Annotated in this window: 26 protein-coding genes; 17 read left to right on the top strand and 9 right to left on the bottom strand. The window is 65.4% G+C overall.

The genetic code is table 11. From position 1 onward, the window contains the following. Positions 1-47: 47 nt before the first annotated feature. Positions 48-938, top strand: coding sequence for an acyltransferase (locus DEIDE_RS11285; protein ID WP_012694090.1), 891 nt, complete (start codon positions 48-50; stop codon positions 936-938). 69 nt (positions 939-1,007) lie between these two features. Here DEIDE_RS11285 and DEIDE_RS11290 read toward each other — a convergent pair whose 3' ends face one another. Next, positions 1,008-1,688 (bottom strand): metal-dependent hydrolase, encoded by a 681-nt coding sequence (locus tag DEIDE_RS11290; protein WP_012694091.1) that lies wholly within the window; start codon positions 1,686-1,688, stop codon positions 1,008-1,010. A gap of 125 nt (positions 1,689-1,813) precedes the next feature. On the opposite strand from DEIDE_RS11290, the gene cdaA reads away from it, so the two are divergent. From cdaA to rsfS, 5 genes are all read left to right on the top strand, one after another. After that, a complete protein-coding gene (gene cdaA, locus DEIDE_RS11295; protein WP_012694092.1) occupies positions 1,814-2,671 on the top strand; it encodes a diadenylate cyclase CdaA in 858 nt (285 codons plus the stop codon). Next, the gene (locus DEIDE_RS11300; RefSeq protein ID WP_242402912.1) at positions 2,668-3,726 is read left to right on the top strand and encodes a CdaR family protein; all 1,059 of its coding nucleotides are present in this window, start codon (positions 2,668-2,670) and stop codon (positions 3,724-3,726) included. Before cdaA ends, DEIDE_RS11300 begins: the two co-directional genes overlap by 4 nt. 168 nt (positions 3,727-3,894) lie before the next feature. Continuing rightward, on the top strand, positions 3,895-4,518 hold the full coding sequence (gene yqeK / locus DEIDE_RS11305) for a bis(5'-nucleosyl)-tetraphosphatase (symmetrical) YqeK (protein WP_041227598.1): 624 nt from the start codon (positions 3,895-3,897) through the stop codon (positions 4,516-4,518). Beyond that, complete coding sequence (locus DEIDE_RS11310; protein WP_012694095.1) at positions 4,515-5,894, top strand: LCP family protein; 1,380 nt, start codon at positions 4,515-4,517, stop codon at positions 5,892-5,894. The genes yqeK and DEIDE_RS11310 overlap by 4 nt, the downstream gene beginning before the upstream one ends. Then, entirely contained in the window at positions 5,891-6,256 is a 366-nt protein-coding gene (rsfS, locus tag DEIDE_RS11315; protein ID WP_012694096.1) for a ribosome silencing factor, read from the top strand. The genes DEIDE_RS11310 and rsfS overlap by 4 nt, the downstream gene beginning before the upstream one ends. Positions 6,257-6,473: 217 nt before the next feature. Here the strand turns inward: rsfS and DEIDE_RS11320 are convergent, their stop codons facing one another. Together DEIDE_RS11320 and DEIDE_RS11325 are read right to left on the bottom strand one after the other, a co-directional pair. Continuing rightward, a complete protein-coding gene (locus DEIDE_RS11320; RefSeq protein ID WP_012694097.1) occupies positions 6,474-6,947 on the bottom strand; it encodes a DUF3809 domain-containing protein in 474 nt (157 codons plus the stop codon). Between the two features lie 4 nt (positions 6,948-6,951). Continuing rightward, entirely contained in the window at positions 6,952-7,212 is a 261-nt protein-coding gene (locus tag DEIDE_RS11325; RefSeq protein ID WP_012694098.1) for a DUF3248 domain-containing protein, read from the bottom strand. 51 nt (positions 7,213-7,263) lie between these two features. Between DEIDE_RS11325 and DEIDE_RS11330 the strand changes: the two genes are divergently transcribed. The 3 genes from DEIDE_RS11330 to coaD all read left to right on the top strand — a co-directional run bounded on the left by DEIDE_RS11330 (position 7,264) and on the right by coaD (position 8,702). Continuing rightward, complete coding sequence (locus DEIDE_RS11330) at positions 7,264-7,545, top strand: hypothetical protein (RefSeq protein ID WP_012694099.1); 282 nt, start codon at positions 7,264-7,266, stop codon at positions 7,543-7,545. Between the two features lie 63 nt (positions 7,546-7,608). After that, positions 7,609-8,193, top strand: coding sequence for an RsmD family RNA methyltransferase (locus tag DEIDE_RS11335; protein ID WP_041227599.1), 585 nt, complete (start codon positions 7,609-7,611; stop codon positions 8,191-8,193). Further along, the gene (gene coaD / locus DEIDE_RS11340) at positions 8,190-8,702 is read left to right on the top strand and encodes a pantetheine-phosphate adenylyltransferase (protein ID WP_012694101.1); all 513 of its coding nucleotides are present in this window, start codon (positions 8,190-8,192) and stop codon (positions 8,700-8,702) included. Before DEIDE_RS11335 ends, coaD begins: the two co-directional genes overlap by 4 nt. Before the next feature lie 151 nt (positions 8,703-8,853). Here coaD and metK read toward each other — a convergent pair whose 3' ends face one another. Then, the gene (metK, locus tag DEIDE_RS11345) at positions 8,854-10,065 is read right to left on the bottom strand and encodes a methionine adenosyltransferase (protein ID WP_012694102.1); all 1,212 of its coding nucleotides are present in this window, start codon (positions 10,063-10,065) and stop codon (positions 8,854-8,856) included. Positions 10,066-10,297: 232 nt separating this feature from the next. Between metK and DEIDE_RS11350 the strand changes: the two genes are divergently transcribed. The 5 genes from DEIDE_RS11350 (at position 10,298) to DEIDE_RS11370 (ending at position 16,435) form a co-directional block, all read left to right on the top strand. Continuing rightward, positions 10,298-10,987, top strand: coding sequence for a response regulator transcription factor (locus DEIDE_RS11350; protein ID WP_012694103.1), 690 nt, complete (start codon positions 10,298-10,300; stop codon positions 10,985-10,987). Beyond that, entirely contained in the window at positions 10,984-11,955 is a 972-nt protein-coding gene (locus tag DEIDE_RS11355) for a sensor histidine kinase (RefSeq protein ID WP_012694104.1), read from the top strand. The genes DEIDE_RS11350 and DEIDE_RS11355 overlap by 4 nt, the downstream gene beginning before the upstream one ends. 72 nt (positions 11,956-12,027) lie before the next feature. Further along, positions 12,028-12,672: a phosphate signaling complex protein PhoU gene (gene phoU / locus DEIDE_RS11360; protein ID WP_012694105.1), complete on the top strand. Its 645-nt coding sequence runs from the start codon at positions 12,028-12,030 to the stop codon at positions 12,670-12,672. A gap of 99 nt (positions 12,673-12,771) precedes the next feature. Beyond that, on the top strand, positions 12,772-14,568 hold the full coding sequence (locus DEIDE_RS11365) for an ABC transporter ATP-binding protein (RefSeq protein ID WP_162485457.1): 1,797 nt from the start codon (positions 12,772-12,774) through the stop codon (positions 14,566-14,568). A gap of 55 nt (positions 14,569-14,623) precedes the next feature. Then, positions 14,624-16,435 (top strand): ABC transporter ATP-binding protein, encoded by a 1,812-nt coding sequence (locus DEIDE_RS11370; RefSeq protein WP_012694107.1) that lies wholly within the window; start codon positions 14,624-14,626, stop codon positions 16,433-16,435. 519 nt (positions 16,436-16,954) lie between these two features. Here the strand turns inward: DEIDE_RS11370 and pyrE are convergent. Further along, the gene (pyrE, locus tag DEIDE_RS11375; protein WP_012694108.1) at positions 16,955-17,536 is read right to left on the bottom strand and encodes an orotate phosphoribosyltransferase; all 582 of its coding nucleotides are present in this window, start codon (positions 17,534-17,536) and stop codon (positions 16,955-16,957) included. A 50-nt stretch (positions 17,537-17,586) separates the two neighbouring features. Here pyrE and DEIDE_RS11380 point away from each other — a divergent pair, with 50 nt between their 5' ends. The 3 genes from DEIDE_RS11380 (at position 17,587) to DEIDE_RS11390 (ending at position 19,553) form a co-directional block, all read left to right on the top strand. Next, the gene (locus tag DEIDE_RS11380; protein WP_012694109.1) at positions 17,587-17,793 is read left to right on the top strand and encodes a hypothetical protein; all 207 of its coding nucleotides are present in this window, start codon (positions 17,587-17,589) and stop codon (positions 17,791-17,793) included. A gap of 105 nt (positions 17,794-17,898) precedes the next feature. After that, positions 17,899-18,633, top strand: coding sequence for an RNase H family protein (locus DEIDE_RS11385; RefSeq protein ID WP_041227244.1), 735 nt, complete (start codon positions 17,899-17,901; stop codon positions 18,631-18,633). Positions 18,634-19,004: 371 nt separating this feature from the next. Next, on the top strand, positions 19,005-19,553 hold the full coding sequence (locus DEIDE_RS11390) for a superoxide dismutase family protein (protein WP_012694111.1): 549 nt from the start codon (positions 19,005-19,007) through the stop codon (positions 19,551-19,553). Between the two features lie 109 nt (positions 19,554-19,662). Here DEIDE_RS11390 and DEIDE_RS11395 read toward each other — a convergent pair whose 3' ends face one another. The 4 genes from DEIDE_RS11395 to DEIDE_RS11410 are packed head-to-tail and all read right to left on the bottom strand — an operon-like array spanning position 19,663 to position 23,289. Next, positions 19,663-20,355, bottom strand: coding sequence for a hypothetical protein (locus tag DEIDE_RS11395; protein WP_012694112.1), 693 nt, complete (start codon positions 20,353-20,355; stop codon positions 19,663-19,665). Further along, a complete protein-coding gene (locus DEIDE_RS11400) occupies positions 20,355-21,314 on the bottom strand; it encodes a GNAT family N-acetyltransferase (protein WP_012694113.1) in 960 nt (319 codons plus the stop codon). Before DEIDE_RS11400 ends, DEIDE_RS11395 begins: the two co-directional genes overlap by 1 nt. Continuing rightward, positions 21,311-22,276: a GNAT family N-acetyltransferase gene (locus tag DEIDE_RS11405; RefSeq protein ID WP_012694114.1), complete on the bottom strand. Its 966-nt coding sequence runs from the start codon at positions 22,274-22,276 to the stop codon at positions 21,311-21,313. Before DEIDE_RS11405 ends, DEIDE_RS11400 begins: the two co-directional genes overlap by 4 nt. After that, positions 22,273-23,289 carry a GNAT family N-acetyltransferase gene (locus tag DEIDE_RS11410; RefSeq protein ID WP_012694115.1) on the bottom strand — a complete coding sequence of 339 codons (1,017 nt, stop codon included), beginning with the start codon at positions 23,287-23,289 and terminating at the stop codon, positions 22,273-22,275. The genes DEIDE_RS11405 and DEIDE_RS11410 overlap by 4 nt, the downstream gene beginning before the upstream one ends. Positions 23,290-23,347: the final 58 nt, after the last annotated feature.

Below are 23,347 nucleotides of genomic sequence, written 5' to 3' on the forward strand. Positions count from 1 at the left end.
CAATCATGTCGCTTTATTTTTTACAGTATTAGGCTAAAGTGGCACCTATGACGTGGCTCAAGCCTGTACACATTGACACGGGCGCGCAGGCGACCTTCAGCGAGTTCCTGCAGGACCTCGAGGCCCGGCTCCTCGATCCCGCCACGGACCGCCACGTGCTGACCCGCGACCTGCTGGCCCAGATCATGTATGCCCGCAGCTACCCCGACCTGCTGGCCGACGCGCCGCTGGCAGCCCTGAACCTCGACCCCCGCAACGTCACGTTTGAGGCCGAGTACTACATGGCCACCGACGCCGAGAAGTTTGCGGCTGTCAAGCCTCTGCTGTGGCTGTGGAAAAGCCTCGACATGACGCCTATGGGCCAGAATCCGGTGACCGGCATTCCGGTGCGCCGGTTGCTGGCCGAGCGGATCTTCAAGCGGGTGGGGCGCAACTTCAAGTGCTGGCAGAACGTGGAATTCAGCGTCGGGTACAACATGGAGGTCGGAGACGATGTCGTCGTGCACCGCCATGTCCTGCTGGACGATATCGGGGGCATCGAGCTGCACGACGGGGCGAGCATCAGCGACTACGTGAACGTGTACAGCCACACCCACAGCGTGCTCGACGGCCCGGACGTGACGCTGCGCCGGACCGTGATCGGGCGCGGCGCGCGCATCACGTACCACAGCACCATCCTGGCTGGCAGCGTGGTCAGTGATGACGCCATGCTGGCCACCCACGCCCTGCTGCGCGGAGACATTCCGCCGCACGGTATCGCCATGGGGATTCCGGCCCGCACGACCCGCTACAAGGTGCGTCCGAAACAGGAAATCCATGTCGATGCCCGGACCCACCCGCATGACGCCGGTCGAAAGGCCAACCCGCAGTTTCCTGATCCCACACCCAACCAGACCAGCACATCCGCAGAGACTGACCTGGTGACCAACGAACGCTGAAGCATCTGCCTCTTCGTATGGCAGCAAGAAATGGACCCGGGAGCTTTCCCTGGGTCCATTTCTTGCTGCTTACAGTTCGGTGGTGTCGCCTGGGTTGAGGACGCGCACATCGGCCCCAAAGGCCTGGCCCTCACGGGCGAAGACCTGGGGGTCCCCGGTCAGGGGCGGAAAGGTCGCGTAATGCATCGGAATGGCCACCCGGGGGCGCAGCAGTTCCAGGCAGCGGGCGGCTTCCTCCGGTCCCATGGTGTAGTGGTCGCCGATAGGCAGTATTGCGGCGTCCAGGCCCCGGTCACCGATCAGGCGCATGTCGCTGAACAGGCAGGTGTCGCCCGCGTGGTAGAGGCGCTTGCCGCCCATCTCGACCACCAGACCGGTGGGCATGCCGCCGTAGGTGCCGTCCGGAAACGAACTGCTGTGCCACGCCGGCGTCAGCGTCACGCTGCCCCACTCGGCGCGGTAGGTGCCGCCGATGTTCATGCCCACCGCCTGGGCCGCTCCGTGCTGCTGGGCATACCCACCGATTTCAGCTGTCCCGATGACCGGCACGCCGGCGCGGCCGAAGTCCAGGGCATTGCCCCAGTGGTCCCCATGCGCGTGGCTGATCAGCACGGCGTCCACCTTCCACGACAGCGCCTCTTCCAGGGTTACGGGGCACAGGGGGTTGCCCTGAAGAAAAGGGTCGATCAGCACGCGGTGATCACCGGCCTGCAGCAGGAAAGCACTCTGGCCCAGAAAACGAATCTGCATGTCATCCTCCTTATGCGCAGTGTAAGGAGGCAAGTTTAACGGTTGGTCAGCCTGCAGACCGTATAGTGGGCGCGCGTCAATCCGTTTTTCCGTCTTGCTGCACTGAAAGGAGTCGTTTCCGCCCCATGCTCACACCGTTCGGTCAGGTCAATGTCCAGGATGTTCTGGACATGATCCTGGTCGCGTTTCTGGTGTACCAGGGCTACCTGCTGGTGGTCGGTACCCGGGCGGTGAACGTGCTGCGCGGCATCCTGGTGTTTGCAGGGGTCTGGCTGATCGCCGAGGTCATGGGCCTGACCACCCTGAGTTATCTGCTCAGCCGGGCCGGCACGGTTGGTCTGTTTGCGCTGGTGGTGCTGTTTCAGCCCGAACTGCGCGCCGCCCTGGAACGGGTGGGGCGCCCACGCGGGCGGGATGTCGCCGAGGGCGGTGTGGTGCTGCAGGATCTGGCACGCGCCATGGAACGTCTCGCCGAACGCAAGACCGGGGCGCTGATTGCCATTGAGCGCAAGACCCCTCTGGGCGAATACGCCGCGACAGGAGTGAGGCTCGACGCAGTGGTCAGCGTGCCGTTTCTTGAGGCGCTGTTTGCCCGCAACGCTCCCCTGCATGACGGCGGCGTGATTCTGCAGAGCTCGCGCGTCGTGGCTGCCGGATGTCTCTTTCCGCTGCAGTCGAGTGACGGCACCTACCGCCGCTACGGCACGCGTCATCGTGCGGCCATCGGCCTGTCTGAACTGACCGACGCCGTGGTGCTGGTGGTCAGCGAGGAGCGCGGCAGCATGCGCATCGCACTGGCCGGACAGCTGGGACCCGACCTCAACGGCACAGAGCTGCGCGAGCAGCTGCGTACCCTGGTCTATGACCGTCAGGTTCCGGTGAACCGCCGCGTAGACCGGACACCGGACGACACCGCAGCGGCCACCGGACCAGAGTCGTCCAGCCCGGCTTCCACGGAAGCCCAGCCCCGGGAGCGCGCGTGAGGGGCCCCGCAGGACCCGAGGTGCGCTGGGCCCGGCTGCAGCGTTGGCTGGAACCCCGCTACTTCACAACCCGCGCCCTGCATAACCTGCCGCAAAAACTGCTGGCCATAGTGATCTCGGTGGCGCTGTGGCTGGTGGCCACCGCAGAACGGCGGGCCAATGTCGAGCAAGGCTACGACGTGCCTGTCACCGTCCGCGATACCACTGGCGGGCGCGGCACCCGCGCGACCAGTGCCCTGAATCCTGCCACTGTCCGCGTCACGCTGTCCGGGCGGCCAGAGCGGCTGCGGCAGTTGAATGCCAAGAACATTGAGGCAACCGTTGACGTGACAGGGGTCCCTGAAGGCAGCTTCACGCGGCCGGTAAAGATCTCGGCCCCCACCGGCACCTCAGTGACCCGCCAGGACCCGGACAAGGTCCAGGGCTTCGTGGATACCCAGCTGACCCGCACCCTGCCGGTGACCCTGGGTGTGGCCACCCCCCCGGAATCCAGCCTGCCCCGCTACACCGTCTCTCCAGCAGAGGCAAGTGTGAGTGGCCCCGGCCGGGTAGTGGGGATCGTCAGTAAGGTGGTGACCAGTCCCTGGGTGATTCCTGCCGGGACTGAACGGGAACTCCCCCTGATTGCCCTGGATGCTCAGGGACGACCGGTGCAGGGTCTGATGATGCAGCCGTCTACAGTCACGGTCCGCCGCCTGGACACTGGCGAAGTACCGGTCAAAAGTCTGCCCATTACGCTCAACCCACCACCGGCAGGCCTGAAAATTACGTCGTCAAGCATGCAGCCCAGTAGTGTCCGGCTGGTCGCGGCTCCAGAGTTGCTTTCACGCCTGCGCGAAGTGGCTGGAACGGTCACCTACCGCCCCGGCACCTACACTGCGCCGGTCACCCTGCGCCTGCCCGCCGGGGCTCAGGCCCTGGAAGAGGTCACAGTGCGCCTGACCGTCGTGGCGGTCAGCCCCCCTGCCGCACCGCCCGGGACGCCACAAGCCCCACCCGTGCGCGAGACTCCCACGGTCCCGGAATCGCCCCCTGCCCGCCCCACGACGCCCTGAAGCGAGACTGTCATTTCATAAGTGACGGATCAGACGGCCAGCCCAGGCATGAGCGTATACTCTGTTTATGATGTGGAGCAGCGGCCACATAAGCGCGTGATGACCGAGGTTCTGTCTCCTGAACAAGGCCTGCTGGACTGGCTGGTGTGGGAAGACAGGGTCCGTCTGATGGTTCGTCCACGTCGCTTTGAACATGTCCTGCGCGTGGCAGAACTCGCGCGCCATATTGCGCTGTCTAATGGGGCAGACCCTGAACGTGCCTACGCCGCGGGCATCCTGCATGACATTGCCCGGGACCTGCCGGACGCTGAGCTGCTGCGGCTGGCCCCACCTGAGTGCGACATCGATTCGGCACATCCACTGGCGCTGCACGGGCGCGCAGCCCGCACGTTGCTGACCCGGTGGGGCTATCACGATCCGGTGGTCCTGGAAGCGGTCGAGGATCACACCACCGGGCCACGCGGCGGCAACGACGTCGCGGCGTGTGTCTATATTGCCGACGTGTCAGAACCCGGACGCGGCGTCAACGCCGATATCCGAGAGCTGGCGGCACACGACCTGACTGGCGCCCTGGAGCGGGCCATTGTGTCCAAAGTCACCTATCTGCAGGGCAGGGGCATTCAGGTGCATCCAAGGACGCTACAGGCCTATTATGCACTGCCCTGCATTCAGCAGGAGAGCAAAACCTCCATCATGCCCAAGCCGTCTTCTGAACTTTCTTCTCAATCCAACACGCCCGAATCGTCTTCCGCACAGCCGGATGCCACGCCGCGTGGTCCGGCCCAACCGTGAGCCGGAGGGCTACGCCCACATCATCCCGATCCCCCTCACTGGCGCTGCTGCGCGCCGCACAGGCTTTCGGGCTGAGTGTCGCCGCCATGACCTTGGGGGGGCTGGCGCTGGTCAGTGGTGCGGGCGGCACGGTCACAAACGGTCCAAGTCGCGCTGCGCCGGAGTTCACGGTACTTCTTGCCGGACGTGACATCGTGTACTGCTATTACCGCCAGCCGTGCAAGGATCAGAACCAGCGCACTGGTCTCACTCAGCCGCCCAACACCGATACCCTGATGCTGGTCAAGGTCAACGGCACCCAGGTCAAGGTGCTGAGCATTCCCCGCGACACCAATGTGGGCCCCTACGATCCCTCACGCGGCAAAGGGCAGCAGAAGGTCAATATGCAGTATTACCTGCATGGTCCCGAAGGCCTCCTGCGCGCCGCCGAGACCATCACCGGGGAGCGGGTGGACTCTTACGTGATTGTTCGCACCGACTATGTCGAGCGAGTGATCAACGCGCTGGGTGGCCTGGATGTAACGGTGCCGGAAGGAGGCATCGAGTGGGTGGATCAGGCGGCTGGCGTAGATCTCAAGCTTTCTCCTGGCGAGCATCACCTGGACGGAAAGACCGGGGTACTGTTCCTGCGGGTCCGTAAGGGCTTCGGGGACGATTACGGCCGTATGGACCATCAGAAGCAGGCGTTGACCCAACTGGCGGCCCGGCTCCGCTCTCCCCAGGGACTTGCAGCCCTGCCGACCATCCTGGGCGGGATCGGGGACGGCGTTGAAACCAATCTGGACCCAGGCCTCCTGGCCACCTTGCAGCCCTACCTGGGGCAGATGAAGCTCTCGTTTGCCACGCTGCCCACCGAACCGATTCCTGGTACTTTCAACCTGGCCGTCGACCGTGAGCGGCTTTCGAAACTGTGGGGAGACACCCCCGTTCAGACCAGCACTCCCCGTCAGGCGCCCGACGTTACTCTTAAGGTGGTGGACGCCAGCGGAGCGACTCTGGGGCCGGCACTGGCCCGCGCCCTGCAGGCGCTGGGATACGAGAAGGTCGAAGTGGAATCTGCGCCAGCCAGCCGGGAGCCCAGCCAGGTGTTTACGACAGACGCCGTGGATGAAGCGAACCTCCTCGCCGACGCGCTGCAACTGCCAAGGCTGCAAGGTGAACGTTTTCCCGTTCGAAGTGGACAGGTGGGTATTCTGCTGGGCATGGACGCGCGCCAGTCTCTGGCAGCCTTAGGCAAACTGGCTGCTTCTCCCTCAGCGTCCGGGGCCCAGATCACGCCCGAAGCACCGCCCCAGACCACTCCTTCCCAGATCTCACCGGCACAGTTGCCGACAGCCCCCTCAGACGCCCCCTCTCAGACCCTGGAGACACCATGACCGATCAGACCATTCAGCAACAGTTGCGCGCCATCGTGGACGCCGCCCGTGAACGCCGCGCCGAGGACGTGACGGTGCTAGACCTGACCGACGTCAGCAGCACGCTGGAATACTTCGTGATCTGCACCGCCAGCGCCGGTCTGCAGCTCAACGCCGTGCAGGAAAATATCCGGGAAAAAGCCCAGGCCACTGGTCTGCCCCGTCCCAGTGTGGAAGGACCCAGCGAACGCTGGCTGCTGCTGGCATTCGGCGGTGGCATCGTGGTGCACATCATGACCAAGGACGCGCGCGAATACTACGACCTGGAAGGGCTGTGGAGCGACGCCAGGACGCTGGATTTCCCTGAAGAACTGACCAGCTGAGACAAATCGGGCAAATCAAAGTGCGCCGCAGGTAGAACTGGCGGCGCACAGTTTTGGTCCCTGAGGAAGAGCGCAGGGCCAGCAGTCAGGATTGGGGCCCATGATGTGAACTGAACGGACAGAGCTGTGCCCGAAAACCCATAAACACATTCAACCCATCTGCAGGCTGACTTCACATCGGTAGCCCCAGGCACGCCCCCAGACACGCTGCTGGAGTTCACACTGCCGGAATCGCCCGAGCGACACTGTCCGGCAGTTCACGGGCAACGCGTTCCAGCGTCCGCCCGGCGGCAGCACCCACCATCTTCTCGAAGGCTGCGCCTCCCCAGCCTTCTGCTTCTGGTACAGCCAGGTGGGCACGGAATTCAAAGTCGAAGTGTAGGGTGCCGTCTTCCCCGGCCCTGGCCTGGCCACTGACCTCTACCCAGGCGCGTTCGCCTGCAAGCTGCTGCGGGACCAGAGCCGCCCCGTCGGCAGTCAGCTGCAGCCGGCTGACAAAGGGGAGGTCCACCTCCCCCAGAATCGGCACGGTGACCACCAGTTCCCCCCGTACGCCCTGCGCGTCCGCCTGAAGGCCTCGCAGGAAACGCACCTGTGCCAGGGCTACGGCCGGGTCCTGGACAAAGGCGAGGGACTGGGCATAGGGCCCTGGATACGCCAGGGTAAAGCTCTGCCGGGCGTCAAGAATCACGCGGCTAGTCCACCCACTCGATTACCACACGTCCGCCCTCCAGGGCCGCCTGCAGTTCCTGGTCGCCGGCGCTGCGCAGCCGGGGCAGATGAGCAAAGCGTGGCGTGGCCGAAGCGAAGCCCAGGCGCACAATCACGTCTTCGCTGACTTCGTCCTTGCCGATCCGCCACACCAGCTGCCCTCCCAGCGCTTCAAGCTGGCGCGAGAGGTCCGGGGGCAGCGCCTGCTCATTGGCCGGGGGCTCCGGAGGCAGCGGATCGGTCATGAGGACATTGTAAGGCCCGGGGCCAGCGGAGGCGCGCTACAACTAAGGTCCATGACTGCCCCCGAGCTGAGCTGGCGAAGCCTGGAAACCCGGGTTGGCCTGGAGAACCTGCCGGCCTTTCACCGCGCCTTCCTGACCTGGCGGGGCGTCGAGGGCGCCGGGGCCATGCCGCTGCGCCGGGTGTCGCAGCGGGTCGAGGCCGAACTCAACCGCCTGGTTCAGGCCGGGCAGGCACACCGCGCAGGGGACGACTGGCTGCTGGCTCCTGGGGCCCTGACAGGCTTCGGGGCTGCCCGGCCTTTTGTATCTGCCGACGGAGCATTGTTACCCTGAAGGCGATGAGGTGCTTTTCTTGACTTGCCTTTCCTGGCCGCTGATCCCACAGAGGCCGACACCATGAGCCTGCGTATCCTGGGCGGCAGCGCCAAGGGCCGCACCCTGCAGGTTCCCGACAGCGCCCGGCCCAGCGGCGCCCGCATTCGCAAAAGCCTGTTTGATCTGCTCGCGGCGCGCGCGCCGGTAGGCCGCTTTCCGAACTTCCTGGACCTGCACGGTGGCAGCGGCGCCGTGGGGCTGGAGGCTGCCAGCCGGGGATACAGCGTGACCCTGGTGGAAAAGGACGCCCGCGCCGTGCGTGCCCTGGAGCACAACGCCCGGACGCTTGGCCTGCAGGCCCGGGTACTGCGCGCAGACGCGATGAGCCTGCTGCCCCGGTTGGGCAGTTTCGATCTGGTCTTCAGCGACCCGCCGTACGACGTGGACATTCCCGCAGTCACCCTCAAGCTCCTGGACAGCGGCGTGGTGCGTCCGGGCGGCCTCCTGATCTGCCAGCATCCCGACCGCCTGCGCCTGCCCGAGCACCCGGACTTTGACCTGGAGGTCCGCAAGTACGGCAGCAATGTCCTGAGCCTCTACCACCGGCCCACTGAGGCGCCCCACGCCCCAGAGGACGCCGGACACGATAAGGTGAACGACGAATGAACGTCGTTTTCCCCGGATCATTTGACCCGATCACCAGTGGACACATGGACGTGCTGACACGCGCCGCGAAGATGTTCGACCACGTGACGATGACGGTCATGCACAATGCCCGCAAACAGGGCCGCTACCTGTTTACCCTGGAGGAACGCCTGCAGATTCTGCGCGACGCGACCTCTCACCTGCCTAACGTCAGCGTGGACAGTTTCGGGGGCCTGCTGGTGGACTACATGGCCCAGGAGCACAAGGGGATCATCATCCGCGGCCTGCGTGCCGTATCGGACTACGAATACGAGCTGCAGATCGCGCACCTCAACCGGCAGATCGGTGAGGTCGAGACGGTGTTCATCATGGCAGCCACCCGCTGGAGCTTTGTCAGCAGCTCAATGGTGCGCGAGATCGCCAGCTACGGCGGGGACATCAGCGAGATGGTGCCGCGTGCCAGCGCCAGCGCCCTGAAGCTGAAATTTGCCGACGTGTATGCCGAACGCGAGGCCACCCGCAGCGTCTGATATGAACTGGCCTGCTTGAGTCCAGGGCAAGCCCGTCTGGCCCTGGGCTGATATTCAGGCTCACCCTTGGAACATTCAGGCAAGCGCCCGCATCAGGCAAAACACGAAGGGGCAGGGGCCAATCAGCCCCTGCCTCCTTCACAGAGACTCTTTAGCCTTGTGCGGCCTGCCGCAGCGCCTCGGCCCGGTCGGTCTGCTCCCAGGGGAACTCGGGGCGCCCGAAGTGTCCGTAGGCAGCAGTCTGCGCGTAGATGGGCCGTTGCAGGTCCAGCTGCGCAATGATCGCCTGAGGACGGGCGTCGAAATGGGCTTCCACCAGCTGGGCCAGTCGCTCGTCACTCACAGTGCCGGTGCCGTAGGTATCTACCCGCAGGCTCACCGGATGCGCCCGGCCGATGGCGTAGGCCACCTCAACCAGTGCGCGGCGCGCGAGCCCGGCTGCCACAATGTTTTTGGCAATGTAACGGGCGTAGTACGCTGCCGAGCGGTCCACCTTGGTCGGGTCCTTCCCGGAAAAAGCCCCGCCCCCGTGCGGCACTGCGCCGCCGTAGGTATCCACGATGATCTTGCGCCCGGTCAGGCCGGTGTCTCCGTGTGGCCCACCAATCACGAAACGGCCGCTGGGGTTGATGAAGTACTTGGTGTCGGGGGTCAGGTACTCGGCCGGAATGACCGCCTGGATCACGTGCTTGAGCATGTCCTGACGGATCTGCTCCTGGGTCACGTCCTCCCCGTGCTGGGTGCTGATCACGATGGTGTCCACGAGCGTCTCGCTGGCATCATGCACGTCGCCGTCACGTACTACGGTCACCTGAGCCTTGGCGTCGGGTCGCAGGTAGGGCAGCGTGCCGTTCTTGCGCAGTTCCGCCAGGCGGCGGGTGAGCTGATGCGCCAGCGAGATCGGCAGTGGCATCAGTTCCGGGGTCTCGTCGGTGGCGTACCCGAACATCAGGCCCTGGTCGCCCGCTCCCACCAGGCTGTAGGCATTCTCGGGCAGGGCACGCTCGGCCTCGCTCATGCCGCGCCATTCCTCGGAGTGGTCCACCCCTTCGGCAATTTCGGGGGACTGCTCGTGAATGCTGACCAGCACCGCGCTGTACTCGGCATCAAAGCCGTAGTTGGCGCGGGTGTAGCCGACTTTCATGACCGCGTCACGCACCGTCTTCTGCACGTCCACGTGCGCCGTGATGGCCCGGACCTCACCGGCCACCACCGCCATGCCGGTGGTCACCAGCGTCTCGACCGCCACCCGACTGGTGGGTTCCTGGCGCAGGAATTCATCCAGGATGGAATCCGAGATAAAGTCCGCGAGCTTGTCCGGGTGCCCTTCTGAGACCGACTCCGAGGTATAGAACTTCCGCATGTGTACTCCTGTCGGGTGGGGGTGCGTCTCACAGAACGGACCTGGAGAGGGATGTCGCCTGCCGTCCCCACCCGGCCACGCCGCCACGCTGGACGGCACGGACCCGCCCAGGGTAACGCACCGGGGCGCGCCGCTGGAAGATTGACAGGCCCGGCAGACTGGACAGTGGCAAGGCCAGCTGTTGTGTCCCCACCTGACATCCCCCTGACGCATCAGGTCAGAATGAGAGGCAATGAGCCACGTCGTTGTGATCGAGGACGAGGGAACCGTGCGGGACGTCCTGCGCTTTCACCTGGAGCGTGCGGGTCTGCGAGTCACCGCCCTGGACTCCACGCACGGGGCCCTGGAGCAGCTGGGCGGCGCCGACGCGCTGGTGCTGGACTGGATGCTGCCCGGCGAGAGCGGCCTGGGCTTCCTGCGCCGGCTGCGCGCCGACGCCGAGCTGCGCCGCATGCCGGTGCTGATGCTGACCGCGCGCGCCGCCGAGGCCGAACGGGTCGAGGGCCTGGAGTCCGGAGCAGACGATTACCTGACAAAACCCTTCAGCGCCGCCGAACTGGTCGCGCGGGTCCGGGCGCTGCTGCGCCGCTCGCAGCCCGACAGCCCGCCCACCCTGACCAACGGCCCGCTGATTGTGGATGTGAATGCCGCTGAGGCGCGTGTGAGTGGCAAGAGGCTCAACCTGACCCGGCGCGAGTTTGACCTGCTGGCCTTCCTGACCCAGAACACCGGTCGGGTGTATTCACGCACTGAGCTGCTCGACCGCGTCTGGGGCGCGGACTTTCTGGGCGGTGAACGCACTGTCGACCAGCATGTCACCCAGCTGCGGGCGCACCTGGGCGACGACCCCAGCAAGCCTGACTTCCTGGAAACGGTGCGCGGCAAGGGATACCGCATGCGGCCCCGGACGGACGCCTCATGACCACGGAGCTGACCGGCACGGCCGGACAGGCCCCCACCAACGACCCCTGGGTAGACGCGCTCCCGCAGGCGATCCTCCTCAGCGAAGGTGGACTGGTTACGCGGGTCAACGCGGCCGCCGTCCGGTTGTGGGGCGTGCCGCAGGACCGCGCCCTGGGCCGCCCGGTACTTGAAATCGTGCGACGGCACACCCTTGAAGCGCTGATCGACCGGGGCGGAGAACTGGAACTGGAAGCCGGCGGACGCACGCTGCGCTGCACCGCGGTCCGGCACGCCCAGAGCAGCTCCCTGATTGTGGAAGACATCACCGAGCACCGCCGCCGCGAAGCGGAACTGCGTGAAGCGACTGCCGTGCTGTCCCACGAGTTCCGCACGCCGGTCGCGGCCCTACGTGGTGTGCTTGAAGCCCTGGAATACGACATGCCGACCGATCTGGCCCAGAACTTCGTGAAGCAGGGCCTGCAGGAAACGGAGCGCCTCGCCCGGCTGGTCGAGGACCTGGCAGTCGGTTTCCGGCCGACACGCGCGCGTACCCTGCCACTGTCTGAAGCTTTCACACGCGCCGAGCGGCTGCTCAGCACTGAACTGGCCACCCGGCAGGCACAGCTGAGCTTCGGCCAGGATCACCTGGTCCGTGCTGATCCCGACAAGCTGTTGCAGGTGCTGCTGAACCTGATCGAAAATGCCCTGAAGTACGGCCCGCATGGCCAGCCCGTCGAGGTGCAGACCAGCCTGCGCGGCACCTGGGTCGAGGTGCGTGTGCTCGACCAGGGCGCTCCGATACCCGATACCGACAGCCTGTTCCGTGCCCATACCCGCGGCCAGCAGGCCACCGGACAGGGCAGCGGCATGGGCCTGTATATCGTGCGCTCCATCGTGCACGGCTGGGGCGGTCAGGCCTGGGCCGAGCGGCAGGAGAACGGAAACGCCTTCTGCTTTACGCTGCCTGGCGTGTCTGGCCTGGGCTAAAGCAAGCAGGCTGGATTCCAAACCCCCACACCGCACCCCACAGTGCTACGGTTCTTAGAGAAGGAGTAACTCATGCGTGAAGCCCTGGAAAACGATCTGCGCGCCGTGCTGAACGGCGCCCTGAATATGCTTGGCACGGTGGAGCGGATGCTGCCCGTAGCAGGAGAGGTGCTGCTGCACGAACGCCTGGACCGCCTGGAAGAGGTCCGCGCTCTGGACCGCGAGGTTGATGCCCAGGAAGCGCAGATTGAAGCCGAGTGCCTGCGGATCATCGCGCTGCACCAGCCGGTGGCCCGGGACCTGCGGCTGGTGGCCCTGGTGCTCAAAAGCCTGAGCGACATCGAGCGCATGGGTGACTATGTGGTTCATGTGGCCGAGGACGGCGCGGAACTGGCGCAGCAGCCGGCACTGAAGCGCTACGTGAACCTCGCTCGGATGCTCGAGCGTCTGGGAGAAATGAGCCAGAACCTGCGCACTGCCATTGCCGAGCGTGACGTGACCCGCGCCGAGGCCACCGTGCAGATGGACGACGAGGTCGATGACCTGTACGAGCAGATTCAGCGTGAACTCGTGACGTACATGCTCGAAGACCCCCGCAACATCAGCAAGGCGCTGATGCTGATGCGTGTGGGCCGCAGCCTGGAGCGCATCGGAGATCACATGGAGAACGTGGCCGAGCGCGTGCGCTACTGGGTCACCGGCCAGCGCGACGCCTGAGGGGCCGGTCCCTCAGGAATCCCTGGAATTCCCTTCATTCAGCTGCTTCTAAGCCACGCGGCGGATGCTCTGGCCTGAGCACCCGACTAGGCTGTGCGGATGACGGCGCCCGGCTCCTCCTCTGCTTCCCGGCCTGACGCCCGCGGGTCCATGCTGGGCGTGCTGCGGGTGTACCTGGGACCACTGAAATGGCAGGTCGCGCTGCTGGCGGCGCTGCTGCTGAGTGGTACAGGACTGAACCTGCTGCTTCCTCAGCTGCTGCGGCGGTTTGTGGACAACGCCAAGCTGATCGGCGGGGCGGACGTGGCCCTGCTCTCGCGTCTGGCCGTGATCTATATCGTGCTGGCCGTGGGGGTGCAGCTCATGACCGCCGGGGCCACCTACGTGGGCGCGCGGGTGGGCTGGACCGCCACCAACCGTCTGCGCGCCGACCTGATGGATCACCTGCTGTCACTGGACATGCATGAGCACAAGGAACGCACCCCGGGCGAGATGATCGAGCGCATCGACGGCGACGTCACGGCCCTGAGCAACTTCTTTTCGCAGTTCGCGGTGAGGGTGTTCGGGGCCGCGCTGCTGCTGACCGGCGCCGTGGTCATGTTCTGGCGCGAGGACTGGCGGGTGGGAGCAGGCATCACGCTCTTTACGGTCGTGACGCTGCTGAGCATGAACCGCGTGCGGCAACTGGGGGTCGAGCCTACCAAGGCTGAGCGCGAAGCCAGTGCCCGACTGTTTGGCTTTGTCGAGGAGCGCCTGACCGGCCTGGAAGATATCCGGTCGCTCGGTGCAGGCAATCACCATCTGAACAGCTTCCTGCGCACGCAGCGGGACTTCTTTACGCGCAGCACCTTCTCCTGGCGGCGGCGCAGCGTGGTGTGGCAGCTGAGCATGCTGCTGTTCGCGGTGGGCTACGTGGGCCTGCTTTCGGCCGCCGTGAACCTGTACACAGCCGGGGCCATCACGCTGGGCACAGCCTTCCTGCTCTACCAGTACATGAGCATGATCGAAGAACCCATCGACCAGCTCACCCAGCAGTTGCAGGACCTGCAGAAGGCGGGCGCCAGTCTGGGCCGCGTCAGCGAGATCCTGGCGCTGCGCAGCGAGATTCACGGGGGCAGCCGGACCCTGCCCGCCGGACCTCTGGCCCTGGATTTTGACGACGTCAGCTTCAGCTACAACCCCAAAGAGCCTGCCTCCCGTGGGGTGCTGCACCATGTGAGCTTTCATCTGCCCGCTGGCCAGACCCTGGGACTGCTGGGCCGCACCGGCAGTGGCAAGACGACCCTGACCCGGCTGATTTCGCGCCTGTATGACGCCACCAGCGGTGAGGTGCGCTTAGGCGGCGTCAATGTGCCCGACGTTCCGTTGCATGACCTGAGAACCCGCGTGGCCGTGGTCACCCAGGATGTGCAGCTGTTCCAGGCCAGCGTGCGCGACAACCTCAGCTTCTTTGACCCGGACATCACTGACTCGCAGGTGGAGGCGGCGCTGCTGGAAGTGGGCCTGGGAGCGTGGCTTGACCGGTTGCCGGACGGCGTGCGCACACCGCTGCCTGCGGGCAGCCTCTCGGCTGGTGAAGCGCAGCTTCTGGCCTTTGCGCGCGTGATGCTGCGCGACCCGGCCGTGATCATCCTGGACGAACCCAGCAGCCGCCTGGACCCCGCCACTGAGGCGCTGCTGACCGCAGCCATGACGCGGCTGCTGTCGGGGCGTACGGCCATCATCATCGCGCACCGCCTGGATACCGTATCCCGCGCCGACCGGATTCTGGTGCTGGGTGACGGCCAGGTGCTGGAAGAGGGTGCCCGCGAGATTCTGGCCCGCGATCCCCGCAGTCAGTACGCCGGGCTGCTTCTGGCAGGCGCCGCCAGCGAGGACACCGGGGTGCTGGTATGAGTTCCAGGCCGACCCGCGCTGTCCCTTCGGCCCCCTGTTCCCACTGGAGCCCTGCATGACCACCTCTGCCCCGACCCCCACCCGTGACCGGACCTTCACGCTGCAAAAGCGGCTGTTCGCCTACAACCCGGCCCTGTTTGCTTTCAACCTGCTGATGTGGGGCATGGTGCACTCCGCTCCGGCCCTGCTCACCCTGGCGGTAAGCGGCATCTTCGGCCGGCTGGAGGAGGCCGAGAAACTTCGCGGAGCGGGGCTGCCGATTGATCCGGTGATTGCGGCTGCCTGGGTCTCGGTGGGGTGGTTTGCCTTCGTGCGGGCCAGCCGCTTCGGCATCTTCTACGGTGCGTTCCGGGCGTGGATCGAGTTGTGGTACACCCTGGACGCCCTGGTGCGGCGCAATCTGCTGGGCTACCTGCTCACCGCCCGCCGGGCCCGGCGCCTGCCCGACACCCCGGCTGAGGCGGTCAGCCGCTTCCGGGACGATGTGGATGATGTCGCCGGATACACCGAAGTTTGGGTCGACGGTGCGGGCTTCGTGGTGTACTGCATCCTGGCCATCACGATGATGGCTCGGGTGGACCCCTGGATCACTCTGCTGGTCTGCGCGCCCTTGCTGCTGATGGTGCTGTTCGTGCAGCGCCTCTCCCCCACCATCCGCTCCTACCGACGCCGCATGCGTGAAGCCACTGCCCGGGTTACCGACTTTATCGGCGAGACGTTCGGAGCCGTCAGTGCCGTCAAGCTGGCCGCGCGCGAGGACGCCATGGTCACGCACCTGCGCAAACTAGGGGAAACCCGCCGGCACGCAGCCCTGCGGGACGTGCTGCTGACCGAGCTGATCCGGGGCGTCAACACCAACATGGTGAACATGGCCGTGGGCCTGGTGCTGCTGCTGGGCGCCAACAAGGTTCGCGGTGGCAACCTGGGCATCGGCGAATTCGTGCTGTTTATAGGCCTGCTGCCCCGCCTGACCGGCAGCATGGCCTTTTTCGGCGACGCGATCGCCCGTCACCGCCGTACAGGCGTGAGCTATGAACGCATGACCCGGCTCCTGCAGGACGCCCCCGACACCAAAATCGTGGAGCACCACCCGGCCTACCTGCACCGCGATCCACCCGCGCCACCTGCGGCTCCCCCGGCGTTGCCGCTGGAGGAACTGCGGGTCGAGGGCCTGACAGCCACACATGGCGAGGACGGCATTCTGGGCGTCCGGGATGCTAGCTTCACCATCCGCCACGGTGAGTTCGTGGTCGTGACTGGCCGGATCGGCAGTGGTAAAAGCACCCTGCTGCGCGCCCTGCTGGGGCTGATTCCGGTGCAGAGCGGCACAGTCAGCTGGAACGGCGTGCCTATCGAGGACCCTGCCTCTTTCCTGGTCCCCCCACGCAGCGCCTACACGGCGCAGCTGCCCAACCTGTTCTCCGACACCCTGGAGGAAAATGTTCTGTCGGGCAGCAACCCCGACCATCTGAACCGCGCCGTGCGCCTGGCAGTGCTGGAACCCGACCTTGAGCAGCTGCAACACGGCCTGGAGACCCAGGTCGGAGCGCGCGGTGTGAAGCTTTCTGGTGGTCAGGTGCAGCGCGCCGCCGTGGCCCGCATGCTGGCCCGTGACGCTGACCTGCTGGTTTTCGATGACGTGAGCAGCGCCCTGGACGCCCGCACCGAGGCTCAGCTGTGGGACGGACTGTTCCGTGAGCTGGACGCGACCTGTCTGGTCGTGTCGCACCGCCGCGCCGCACTGATCCGGGCGGACCGGATTCTGCTGATGCAGCACGGACGGATCGTGGAAGAGGGGACGCTCAATGAATTGCTGGAGCGGAGTGAGGAGATGCGGGCGCTTTGGGCGGAGGATGTGGGGGAGTAAAGGGATGGTTTCTTAGCTGGCTTTGCCCCGCCCCCCAGCCCCCTACCCCAGAGGGGCAGGGGGAGCTTACGTTGCACTAAGCAAAGTGAGAGGGAGGGTGGTGGGGCTGTTTGTTCCTTCCAGCATTCCGGCTTCGACGCCATGCTCCGAGGTCGCGCAATGGCCCGCGCGCTACGCGCACGAAGGCCTGGGTTGCTCTTACGGTATTGGGGCCGGGCTTCTTGATTCAGGCAGATAGGTTCTACTGAAAAGAAAGGGACAAGCGTTCGTCTTCTTCTGGTCTCCCACCTTATCTCCTTTACGGGCTCAGCGTCCGAAGCCGTCGTGCGCGTAGCGCGCGGGCTCTTCCAACGGGTGCCAAAGATGGCGTCGAAGCTGGATACGTCAACGAACAAAGCAGCGCCTCAGCTCCAGTCAAACCTCTTGCCCAGTGCCAACGAAAGCTCCCCCTGCCCCTCTGGGGTAGGGGGCTGGGGGGTGGGGTAACCGGGGTCGGGAAAATCCAGGAAAGCTCAGTCCTCAAATCTCCTGCAAAGGAATCTCCGCCAGCCACCCTGGAACCTCATCCGGCAGATACGTATCAAACACCAGCCGCGTCAACGACACCAGCCGATACCCTTCCAGCGGCCCTTCCTGCGCGCGCCGGTCCACGATGCAGGCAATCGCCACACACCGTCCGCCCGCCTGTTCGGCTGCCCGTACTGCCTTCAGGACGCTGCCGCCAGTGGTCAGCACATCCTCGACAGCCACGAAGGTCTCTCCGGGCGTAATCGTGAAGGCCTCGCGGATCTTCATGCCCCCCTGGCCGTCTTTCTCAGCAAAAATCGCACGCCGGCCGCTGGGGCCTTTGCCGTTGTCATAATGGCGGGCCGTTTCATAGGCCAGGGTGACGCCACCCATGGCCGGGCCAATCAGGAAATCGGCCTGAATACCCTCGCCCTGTAACCGGGCGGCCAGGGCCTGCCCAATCTGCTCGGTCAGGTGGGGGTACTGCAGCAGCGTGGTGCTTTGCAGGAACTTGGGACTGTGGCGGCCGGAGGCAAGCAGAAAATGCCCTTCGTGGTACGCGCCAGCCTGCTGATAGAGCTCGAGAACGTCCATGTTAAGGGCAGTATTGCATCATGTTCCGTCAGCCTGGGGCATGATGGTGCATGGATACCCGGCATGATGAACAGACTTTTGTTTCGGTGGTGGGGCTGCGGCGTCGGCTGCTGGGCATCGGGCTGGATACGCTGGCGCGGGAGGCGGCCATTACGCCGCATCTGCTCGCTGCGGTGGAACGCGGCGAGGTGGACCCCCGCGGGCTGCACCTGCTGGCCCGCCGGACCCTGTCGCGGGTGCTCGACCTTGACCTCTGAGGTGCGCGCTGGGCAGCACCGTTCTGGGCATCGTGTTCTTGGAAGTAAAGAGTGGGGAAATTTCTGCGCGGCGCCCCTGGAGCCGCCTGTTCAATGGAGTCAGGCATGAACCATGCATTTGTGGATGCCAGTTGGCACGAGCAGCCCGACGGCTCCGGTCTGGGTGGCTGGGGTCTGGTGCTGCTGACTCCCGGCGCACTTCCGGCGCGCTTTCAGGGACAGCTGAGCGTACCGGACAACAACGTGGCCGAACTGCGCGCAGTTCTTGAAGCAGTGCGGCTCGCCCCGGAGGATGAGTCTCTGAGCGTGCACACCGACAATCAGGCAGTTATCGCGGCTGTGGCCCACGGACGCGGCCCGACCATCCTGCATGAACTGGCCCGGGAAGTGATGGACGAAGCCGAGGCGCGCCGGGTGGCCCTGCGCGTGGGCTACGTGCCCAGAACCCGGCGGCACATGCTGGTGGCCCACTCGCTGGCCAACGATGCACGCCGGGGTGCCGTATCAACCGGCGGGTACGGTGACGTGGCTGAGGTCCTGATCGAACAGCGGGCTGGTCAGCCTGAAGCGCGGGTCAGCCTGCGCCGGCGTGCCGAGCGGGTCACGGCTCATGTGCCGTTCGACCCGCTGTCCGACGTGCCGCCCAGCGTTCAGGCCCTGCTGGCGGCTGTCAGTCTGGCGCAGCCGCAGGAAACCCTGGCGGTGCGCCGCGCCAGCAAGATCGCTCAGGCTCTGTGGCTCAAGCCGGAGCGGGCGCTGCGCAACTCCGCACAGCTTCAGATTGCCCTGGCCCGCCGGCATGCTGACGAACACGGCGTCCAGGTGCAGTTCCAGGGGTAGAGCGGGTCCAGGCTCCTGTGCCCTTGAATGAGATTCAGGCTCTTTCAGGCCTGCTGGAAACCATGGACGTAAGACAACGTCCTAAAACACAAACAGCCGAGCCTCCTGGTGGTTATTGAGGCTCAGCTGCTTTGTTATAAAACGGAAACTGATTGACTTCACTGTGCGTTGGAAGCATGATGGCGAAGACACCGCGTTGCTCCCGGTAACGATTCATGGCGACACTTGCGAGGTCATCAACACGGCCCCGGAAAGTCTGGCTACAGAGCTTTCCACCTCCCGCGTCTGCGGACCAATCAGGTCCGTTTCAGGTAAACGTCAACGCAAACTCTGTCCGCACTGCGCTCCTTCTCCCTGCCCGGAGGTGCTTTATGTACAGAACGTCTGTCCTGCCCGTCGCTCTGCTTCTGACGACCACGCTTGCCAGTTGCGCCTTGCTCGGCCCGACCATGGCCAGAGCTGACCTGATGAATCCCACGGGACAGTCCACCGGGCAGGCGACCTTTATGGCAGAAGGCAACGGCGCCCGTGTCCGGGTTTCGGTCAGCGGTCTGGCTCCTGGGATGCACGCCATGCACATTCACGTCAATCCAACCTGTACCAACACGGTAGGTGCCAATGGAGAAACCGTGGCCTTCGGCGGGGCCGGCGGGCATTTTGATCCCAGCGGCACCAACAACCATGACGCTCCTACGGCCGCCAATACCGTGGGCCATGCAGGCGACCTGCCCATGATCAGCGTCGGCGCGGACGGCACCGGAACCGCCGACTTCTTTACCAGCAAAGTCAGTTTGAGAGGCGAAAACAGTCTGATTGGCCGCAGCATCGTGATTCATGCTGGAGCCGACGACTATCAGACCGACCCGGCGGGCAACAGTGGTGCGCGCGTCCGCTGTGGCGTCATCTCCGCAAATTTGTAGGCGCTGCCTGATGGAGACCCTGCCCGGTCCAGCGGTGCGAGCCGCAGGCTGGAATGATAGATGAGCGGGCCCCAGACGTTCTGGAGCTGAAACCGCAGCCCCTGTCAGGTCAGTCCTGGCGAGGCTGCGGTTTCAGCTGACGACGGTCGAGCGGTGGCACGAGAGGAGCGCAGCCCAGACGTGAGGCCAGTTCAAAAAAAGCGCTGTCGTGAGCCGGACTTGTCCATGCGGGCGACTGGACCAGCAGGACAGAGCTGACCAGGGCCGGGTCGGGCAGTTCGCCGTGCCGGGTCAGAGTGACGCGCCCCAGGACTTCCTCTGGCAGCAGCGACAGCAGTTCCATGCGCGTGCGGTCCAGGTCGTAGCCTTCAGCCACCGGAAGGTCAGCATGCCACTGCGGGTACTGGCAGGTGTAGCGACTCACCAGCCCCGCACGCAGGCCCAGACCGGCCCAGTTTCCGGGACGCAGCCGCGCGCCGTCCCCACTGAAGCTGGACAGGTCATGGTGCGAGTCGACATTCAGGACTTCCTGGCCCGGGAACTGTTCCAGCCAGTTCCAGGCGTCCGCATGACTGAGGGTCACGAAAGCCGGCACGCCGATATACCGGACCAGAGCTTCCCAGCCGGAATACAGCGGGAAATCCGGCTCCAGGACGCTCCAGTCGGCTGCGCCACGTTTGTGCGCGCGTTCCTCCCAGGCCTTCAGGCGGTCGTGCGGCCGGTCACGGGTTCCCCAGACCGGTGCGTCAAAAACCAGTTCACGCGTGCCGGAGTAGGCGTCCCAATCCACACTGAGCAGCATCAGTAGCGCAGCATAAAGCTCACGCTGGCCGGATCACGCACGAAGCCCAGCCGGTCATTGACGGCCAGCATGGGCGCGTTGTCGCTGGCATTGTCGGTCCGGATCAGGGCAGCCCCCAGGGTGCGGGCCGCGCGGATCGCCGCGACCTTCAGCGCCGTGGCCACGCCCTTACCCCGCCAGTCGCGGCTCACTCCGGTCAGCCCTGTCAGCAGGTCCGGACTCGCCCCGCTGCGAAACAGCACAGTCTGGCCGATCAGGGTGTCGCCATGCCCGGCCACCAGATAGGCGTCGGGCAGCAGGCCAGGGTCACCCAGGACCGCTTCCTCGAACACCCGAAAGCTCAGTGGAGTGGCTGGTTCTGCCCGGGGCACGTCACCGCGCACGTCGCTCATCAGGGCGTGCAGGCGCCTGGACAGATCAGGCACCCTGGCCTCACGCAGATCCGCCAGGCTCAGGATGCGCACGCCAAGCAACGCCAGACGGTCGTCCAGGGCCTTGTAGGGCGCGTCATCAAAAGTGGTGACGTTCAACGAACTGGTGAAATACCGTTTGTCACCCACAAAGCCGCGCCGGGTCAGGAAGCCGGGGGCAACCGGGTGGTCCTCGCGGGCCAGAACGCGGACGGACTGGGCCCCTGCCTTGCAGAGACACAGGTCCAGAGCGTTCCACAGGGCGGCACCTGCGCCTTGGCCCTGTGCCTGCGGCACTACGGCGAATTCCAGAGTGAACCGCTGCGGATGGTAGGCCCCAGGGTCCTGAAAGTACGAGGCGCTTCCAACCACCTCGCCCCCAGCATCCACCGCCACCATCACGCCGGCCACGTATCCCCAGGCGCGCTGTTCCTCGTCGCGCTTGCGCAGTTCATGGCCGCTGATCGGGTCGTGCGGCAGGGCAGCGGTATAGGCGCGGGCAGCCGCGTCCCACTCGGTGTCGTGCACAGGGCGGACAGTGATGTTCATTCGCTCCTCCAGCGGAACTCAATGTAAGCGGGCCGTGGGCGGAAACCCAGGCGGGTGTTCAGCTCCAGCATGGGCGCGTTGGTCGTGGCATTGCCGGTCCACAGTTCCTGGACGCCGGCCGCGGACGCCCGGCGCATGGCCTCCAGCTTCAGCGCCAGCGCGAGACCCTTGCGCCGCCACGCGCGGCGTGTGCCGGTCAGACCGACATCCAGCCTGTGAGGCCCGGTAGGTGAGCGCCACAACTCCGACAGGGCCACGGCCTCGCCCGAGTCTGTGACGGCCAGCAGGACGCCGTCTGGAAAAAAGTTCGGGCTTTGTGCCCTTTTCCTGAAGTCGTCCATGGTCTGTTCGGTCGCGTCGCCACTGCGCGGCACATCCAGCCTCACTTCAGAAAAAGCACTGTGGTAGGCGCGCATGGCGGCGTCCTCTCCCCCCTCCTGGGTCAGTTCAGCCAACGTCCTGGCGCGCACGCCAGCCGGCAGCCGCGCCCCACTCTCCCAGGCTGAGAAGTCGAAGGTCTCCAGGTTCAGGACGTTGTCAAAAACGCGCATGACCTCCTTCAGGCCTCGGCGCTGCGCGAAGGCCACAGCGTGAGGATGGTCCTCGTAGGCCCCTCCGAGGACCTCCCGGGCACCACGCTCCTGAAGGTGTGTCTCGACCTCCTGCGCCAGCCTTGTGCCCACGCCGCGCTGCGCATGCGTGGGCACGACCATCAGTTCGACCTGGTAGCGGTCCGGATGGAACATGGACGGGTTCTGAAACACCACAGCCTGCCCGACGGCCTCGCCGTCCACCTCGGCCAGCCACTCGCGCACGTGCGGGCGCAGGGGATGGTCGAGGAGGGCCTGCAACTGGTGGTCGAGGATCTCAGCTGTCAACGGACGCTGCGGCATGACAGCACTGAAAATCCGGGCAATCTCAGGGGAATCGGCGCGGCCGGCCTCACGGATGCTGAGGCTCACTGCGGCTCCTCCTTCACCTCTGCATCCAGCCGCAGCTCGTAGCGGTAGCGGGTGGCGGTGCGTTTGAACCCCAGCTGGGAATTCATGCTCAGCATGGCCCGGTTGGGCGCGTCGTTGAAGGTCCGGATCAGCCCGCCTCCCGAAGCCTGTAAAGCGCGCATGGACGCCAGCTTCAGCGCCTTGGCCACGCCACGCCCGCGGTCCTCGCGGCGCACCCCGGTCATGCCGATGTAGTAGAAGCCGCCTGCATTCCAGCCCAGACTGGTGTACCCCACGTAAGGCCCGGTCAGCGGGTCATCTACGCCTTCACGCACGGCCACGAAGGACAGGTCCAGCCGCATGTCGGGGTCCTGCAATTCTTCCTTGACCCACGTCTCGAAGGAACGCCTGGTCAGCACGCTGCCCATCGGCACGTCCTGGAACAGCCGCCAGTCGAGCTCGTAGAGGCGCCGGTCACGCTGAGGATCACCCGCAAGTTCTGCGATGGACACCAGCCTCACACCGTCGGCCTCCATTCTGGCCAGCAGGGCATCAAAGGCGCCCAGGGGCGCCTCGGCCGTGTGTAGCCTGGATTCAAAACGCTCCCAGACCACGCGAAAACCGCGCCGTTCCAGAAATGCCCGCCCCGGCGCGTCGTGCGGCTGGTCGCTGAGCATGGTCCGCACCTCACGCGCGCCGCGTTCCTGCACCCGGCGCAGCAGTTCGGTGTACAGCGCCGAGCCGACGCCCTGGCCCCGTGCGTCGGGATGAACACCCAGCCCACCCCAGTAGCGCCACTCCTCGAACGAAAAGTCATCGTGGCCCACGCTGCCCACACCGACGATGCGCCCCTGCTGTTCGGCGACCAGCTCAGTAAAGTACAGCTTCGGGTCGCGGTTGGCGTGCTCGCGCCCGATCTGCTCGGCACTCACCGGCCAATCGGGGTTTGACGCCGAGCGCACTTCAGCTATCGCGGAAAAATCGTCCGGCGCACGCACCACGCGCAGCACAAAGGGCAGAGTAGTCAGAGCCATGTGGCTATGGTGACCTGCTCCTGTCAGGGAACGCATCCGCCAGCGCGCTTAGTCACCT

This window comes from Deinococcus deserti VCD115 (assembly GCF_000020685.1).
GTDB lineage: Bacteria > Deinococcota > Deinococci > Deinococcales > Deinococcaceae > Deinococcus > Deinococcus deserti.

Coding starts and splice junctions, on each gene's coding strand:
- DEIDE_RS11285 (WP_012694090.1), top strand. CDS start 48: ATGACGTGGCTCAAGCCTGTACACATTGACACGGGCGCGCAGGCGACC.
- DEIDE_RS11290 (WP_012694091.1), bottom strand. CDS start 1,688: ATGCAGATTCGTTTTCTGGGCCAGAGTGCTTTCCTGCTGCAGGCCGGT.
- cdaA (WP_012694092.1), top strand. CDS start 1,814: ATGCTCACACCGTTCGGTCAGGTCAATGTCCAGGATGTTCTGGACATG.
- yqeK (WP_041227598.1), top strand. CDS start 3,895: ATGGTTCGTCCACGTCGCTTTGAACATGTCCTGCGCGTGGCAGAACTC.
- rsfS (WP_012694096.1), top strand. CDS start 5,891: ATGACCGATCAGACCATTCAGCAACAGTTGCGCGCCATCGTGGACGCC.
- DEIDE_RS11325 (WP_012694098.1), bottom strand. CDS start 7,212: ATGACCGATCCGCTGCCTCCGGAGCCCCCGGCCAATGAGCAGGCGCTG.
- DEIDE_RS11330 (WP_012694099.1), top strand. CDS start 7,264: ATGACTGCCCCCGAGCTGAGCTGGCGAAGCCTGGAAACCCGGGTTGGC.
- DEIDE_RS11335 (WP_041227599.1), top strand. CDS start 7,609: ATGAGCCTGCGTATCCTGGGCGGCAGCGCCAAGGGCCGCACCCTGCAG.
- coaD (WP_012694101.1), top strand. CDS start 8,190: ATGAACGTCGTTTTCCCCGGATCATTTGACCCGATCACCAGTGGACAC.
- metK (WP_012694102.1), bottom strand. CDS start 10,065: ATGCGGAAGTTCTATACCTCGGAGTCGGTCTCAGAAGGGCACCCGGAC.
- DEIDE_RS11350 (WP_012694103.1), top strand. CDS start 10,298: ATGAGCCACGTCGTTGTGATCGAGGACGAGGGAACCGTGCGGGACGTC.
- DEIDE_RS11355 (WP_012694104.1), top strand. CDS start 10,984: ATGACCACGGAGCTGACCGGCACGGCCGGACAGGCCCCCACCAACGAC.
- phoU (WP_012694105.1), top strand. CDS start 12,028: ATGCGTGAAGCCCTGGAAAACGATCTGCGCGCCGTGCTGAACGGCGCC.
- DEIDE_RS11365 (WP_162485457.1), top strand. CDS start 12,772: ATGACGGCGCCCGGCTCCTCCTCTGCTTCCCGGCCTGACGCCCGCGGG.
- DEIDE_RS11370 (WP_012694107.1), top strand. CDS start 14,624: ATGACCACCTCTGCCCCGACCCCCACCCGTGACCGGACCTTCACGCTG.
- pyrE (WP_012694108.1), bottom strand. CDS start 17,536: ATGGACGTTCTCGAGCTCTATCAGCAGGCTGGCGCGTACCACGAAGGG.
- DEIDE_RS11380 (WP_012694109.1), top strand. CDS start 17,587: ATGGATACCCGGCATGATGAACAGACTTTTGTTTCGGTGGTGGGGCTG.
- DEIDE_RS11385 (WP_041227244.1), top strand. CDS start 17,899: ATGAACCATGCATTTGTGGATGCCAGTTGGCACGAGCAGCCCGACGGC.
- DEIDE_RS11390 (WP_012694111.1), top strand. CDS start 19,005: ATGTACAGAACGTCTGTCCTGCCCGTCGCTCTGCTTCTGACGACCACG.
- DEIDE_RS11395 (WP_012694112.1), bottom strand. CDS start 20,355: ATGCTGCTCAGTGTGGATTGGGACGCCTACTCCGGCACGCGTGAACTG.
- DEIDE_RS11400 (WP_012694113.1), bottom strand. CDS start 21,314: ATGAACATCACTGTCCGCCCTGTGCACGACACCGAGTGGGACGCGGCT.
- DEIDE_RS11410 (WP_012694115.1), bottom strand. CDS start 23,289: ATGGCTCTGACTACTCTGCCCTTTGTGCTGCGCGTGGTGCGTGCGCCG.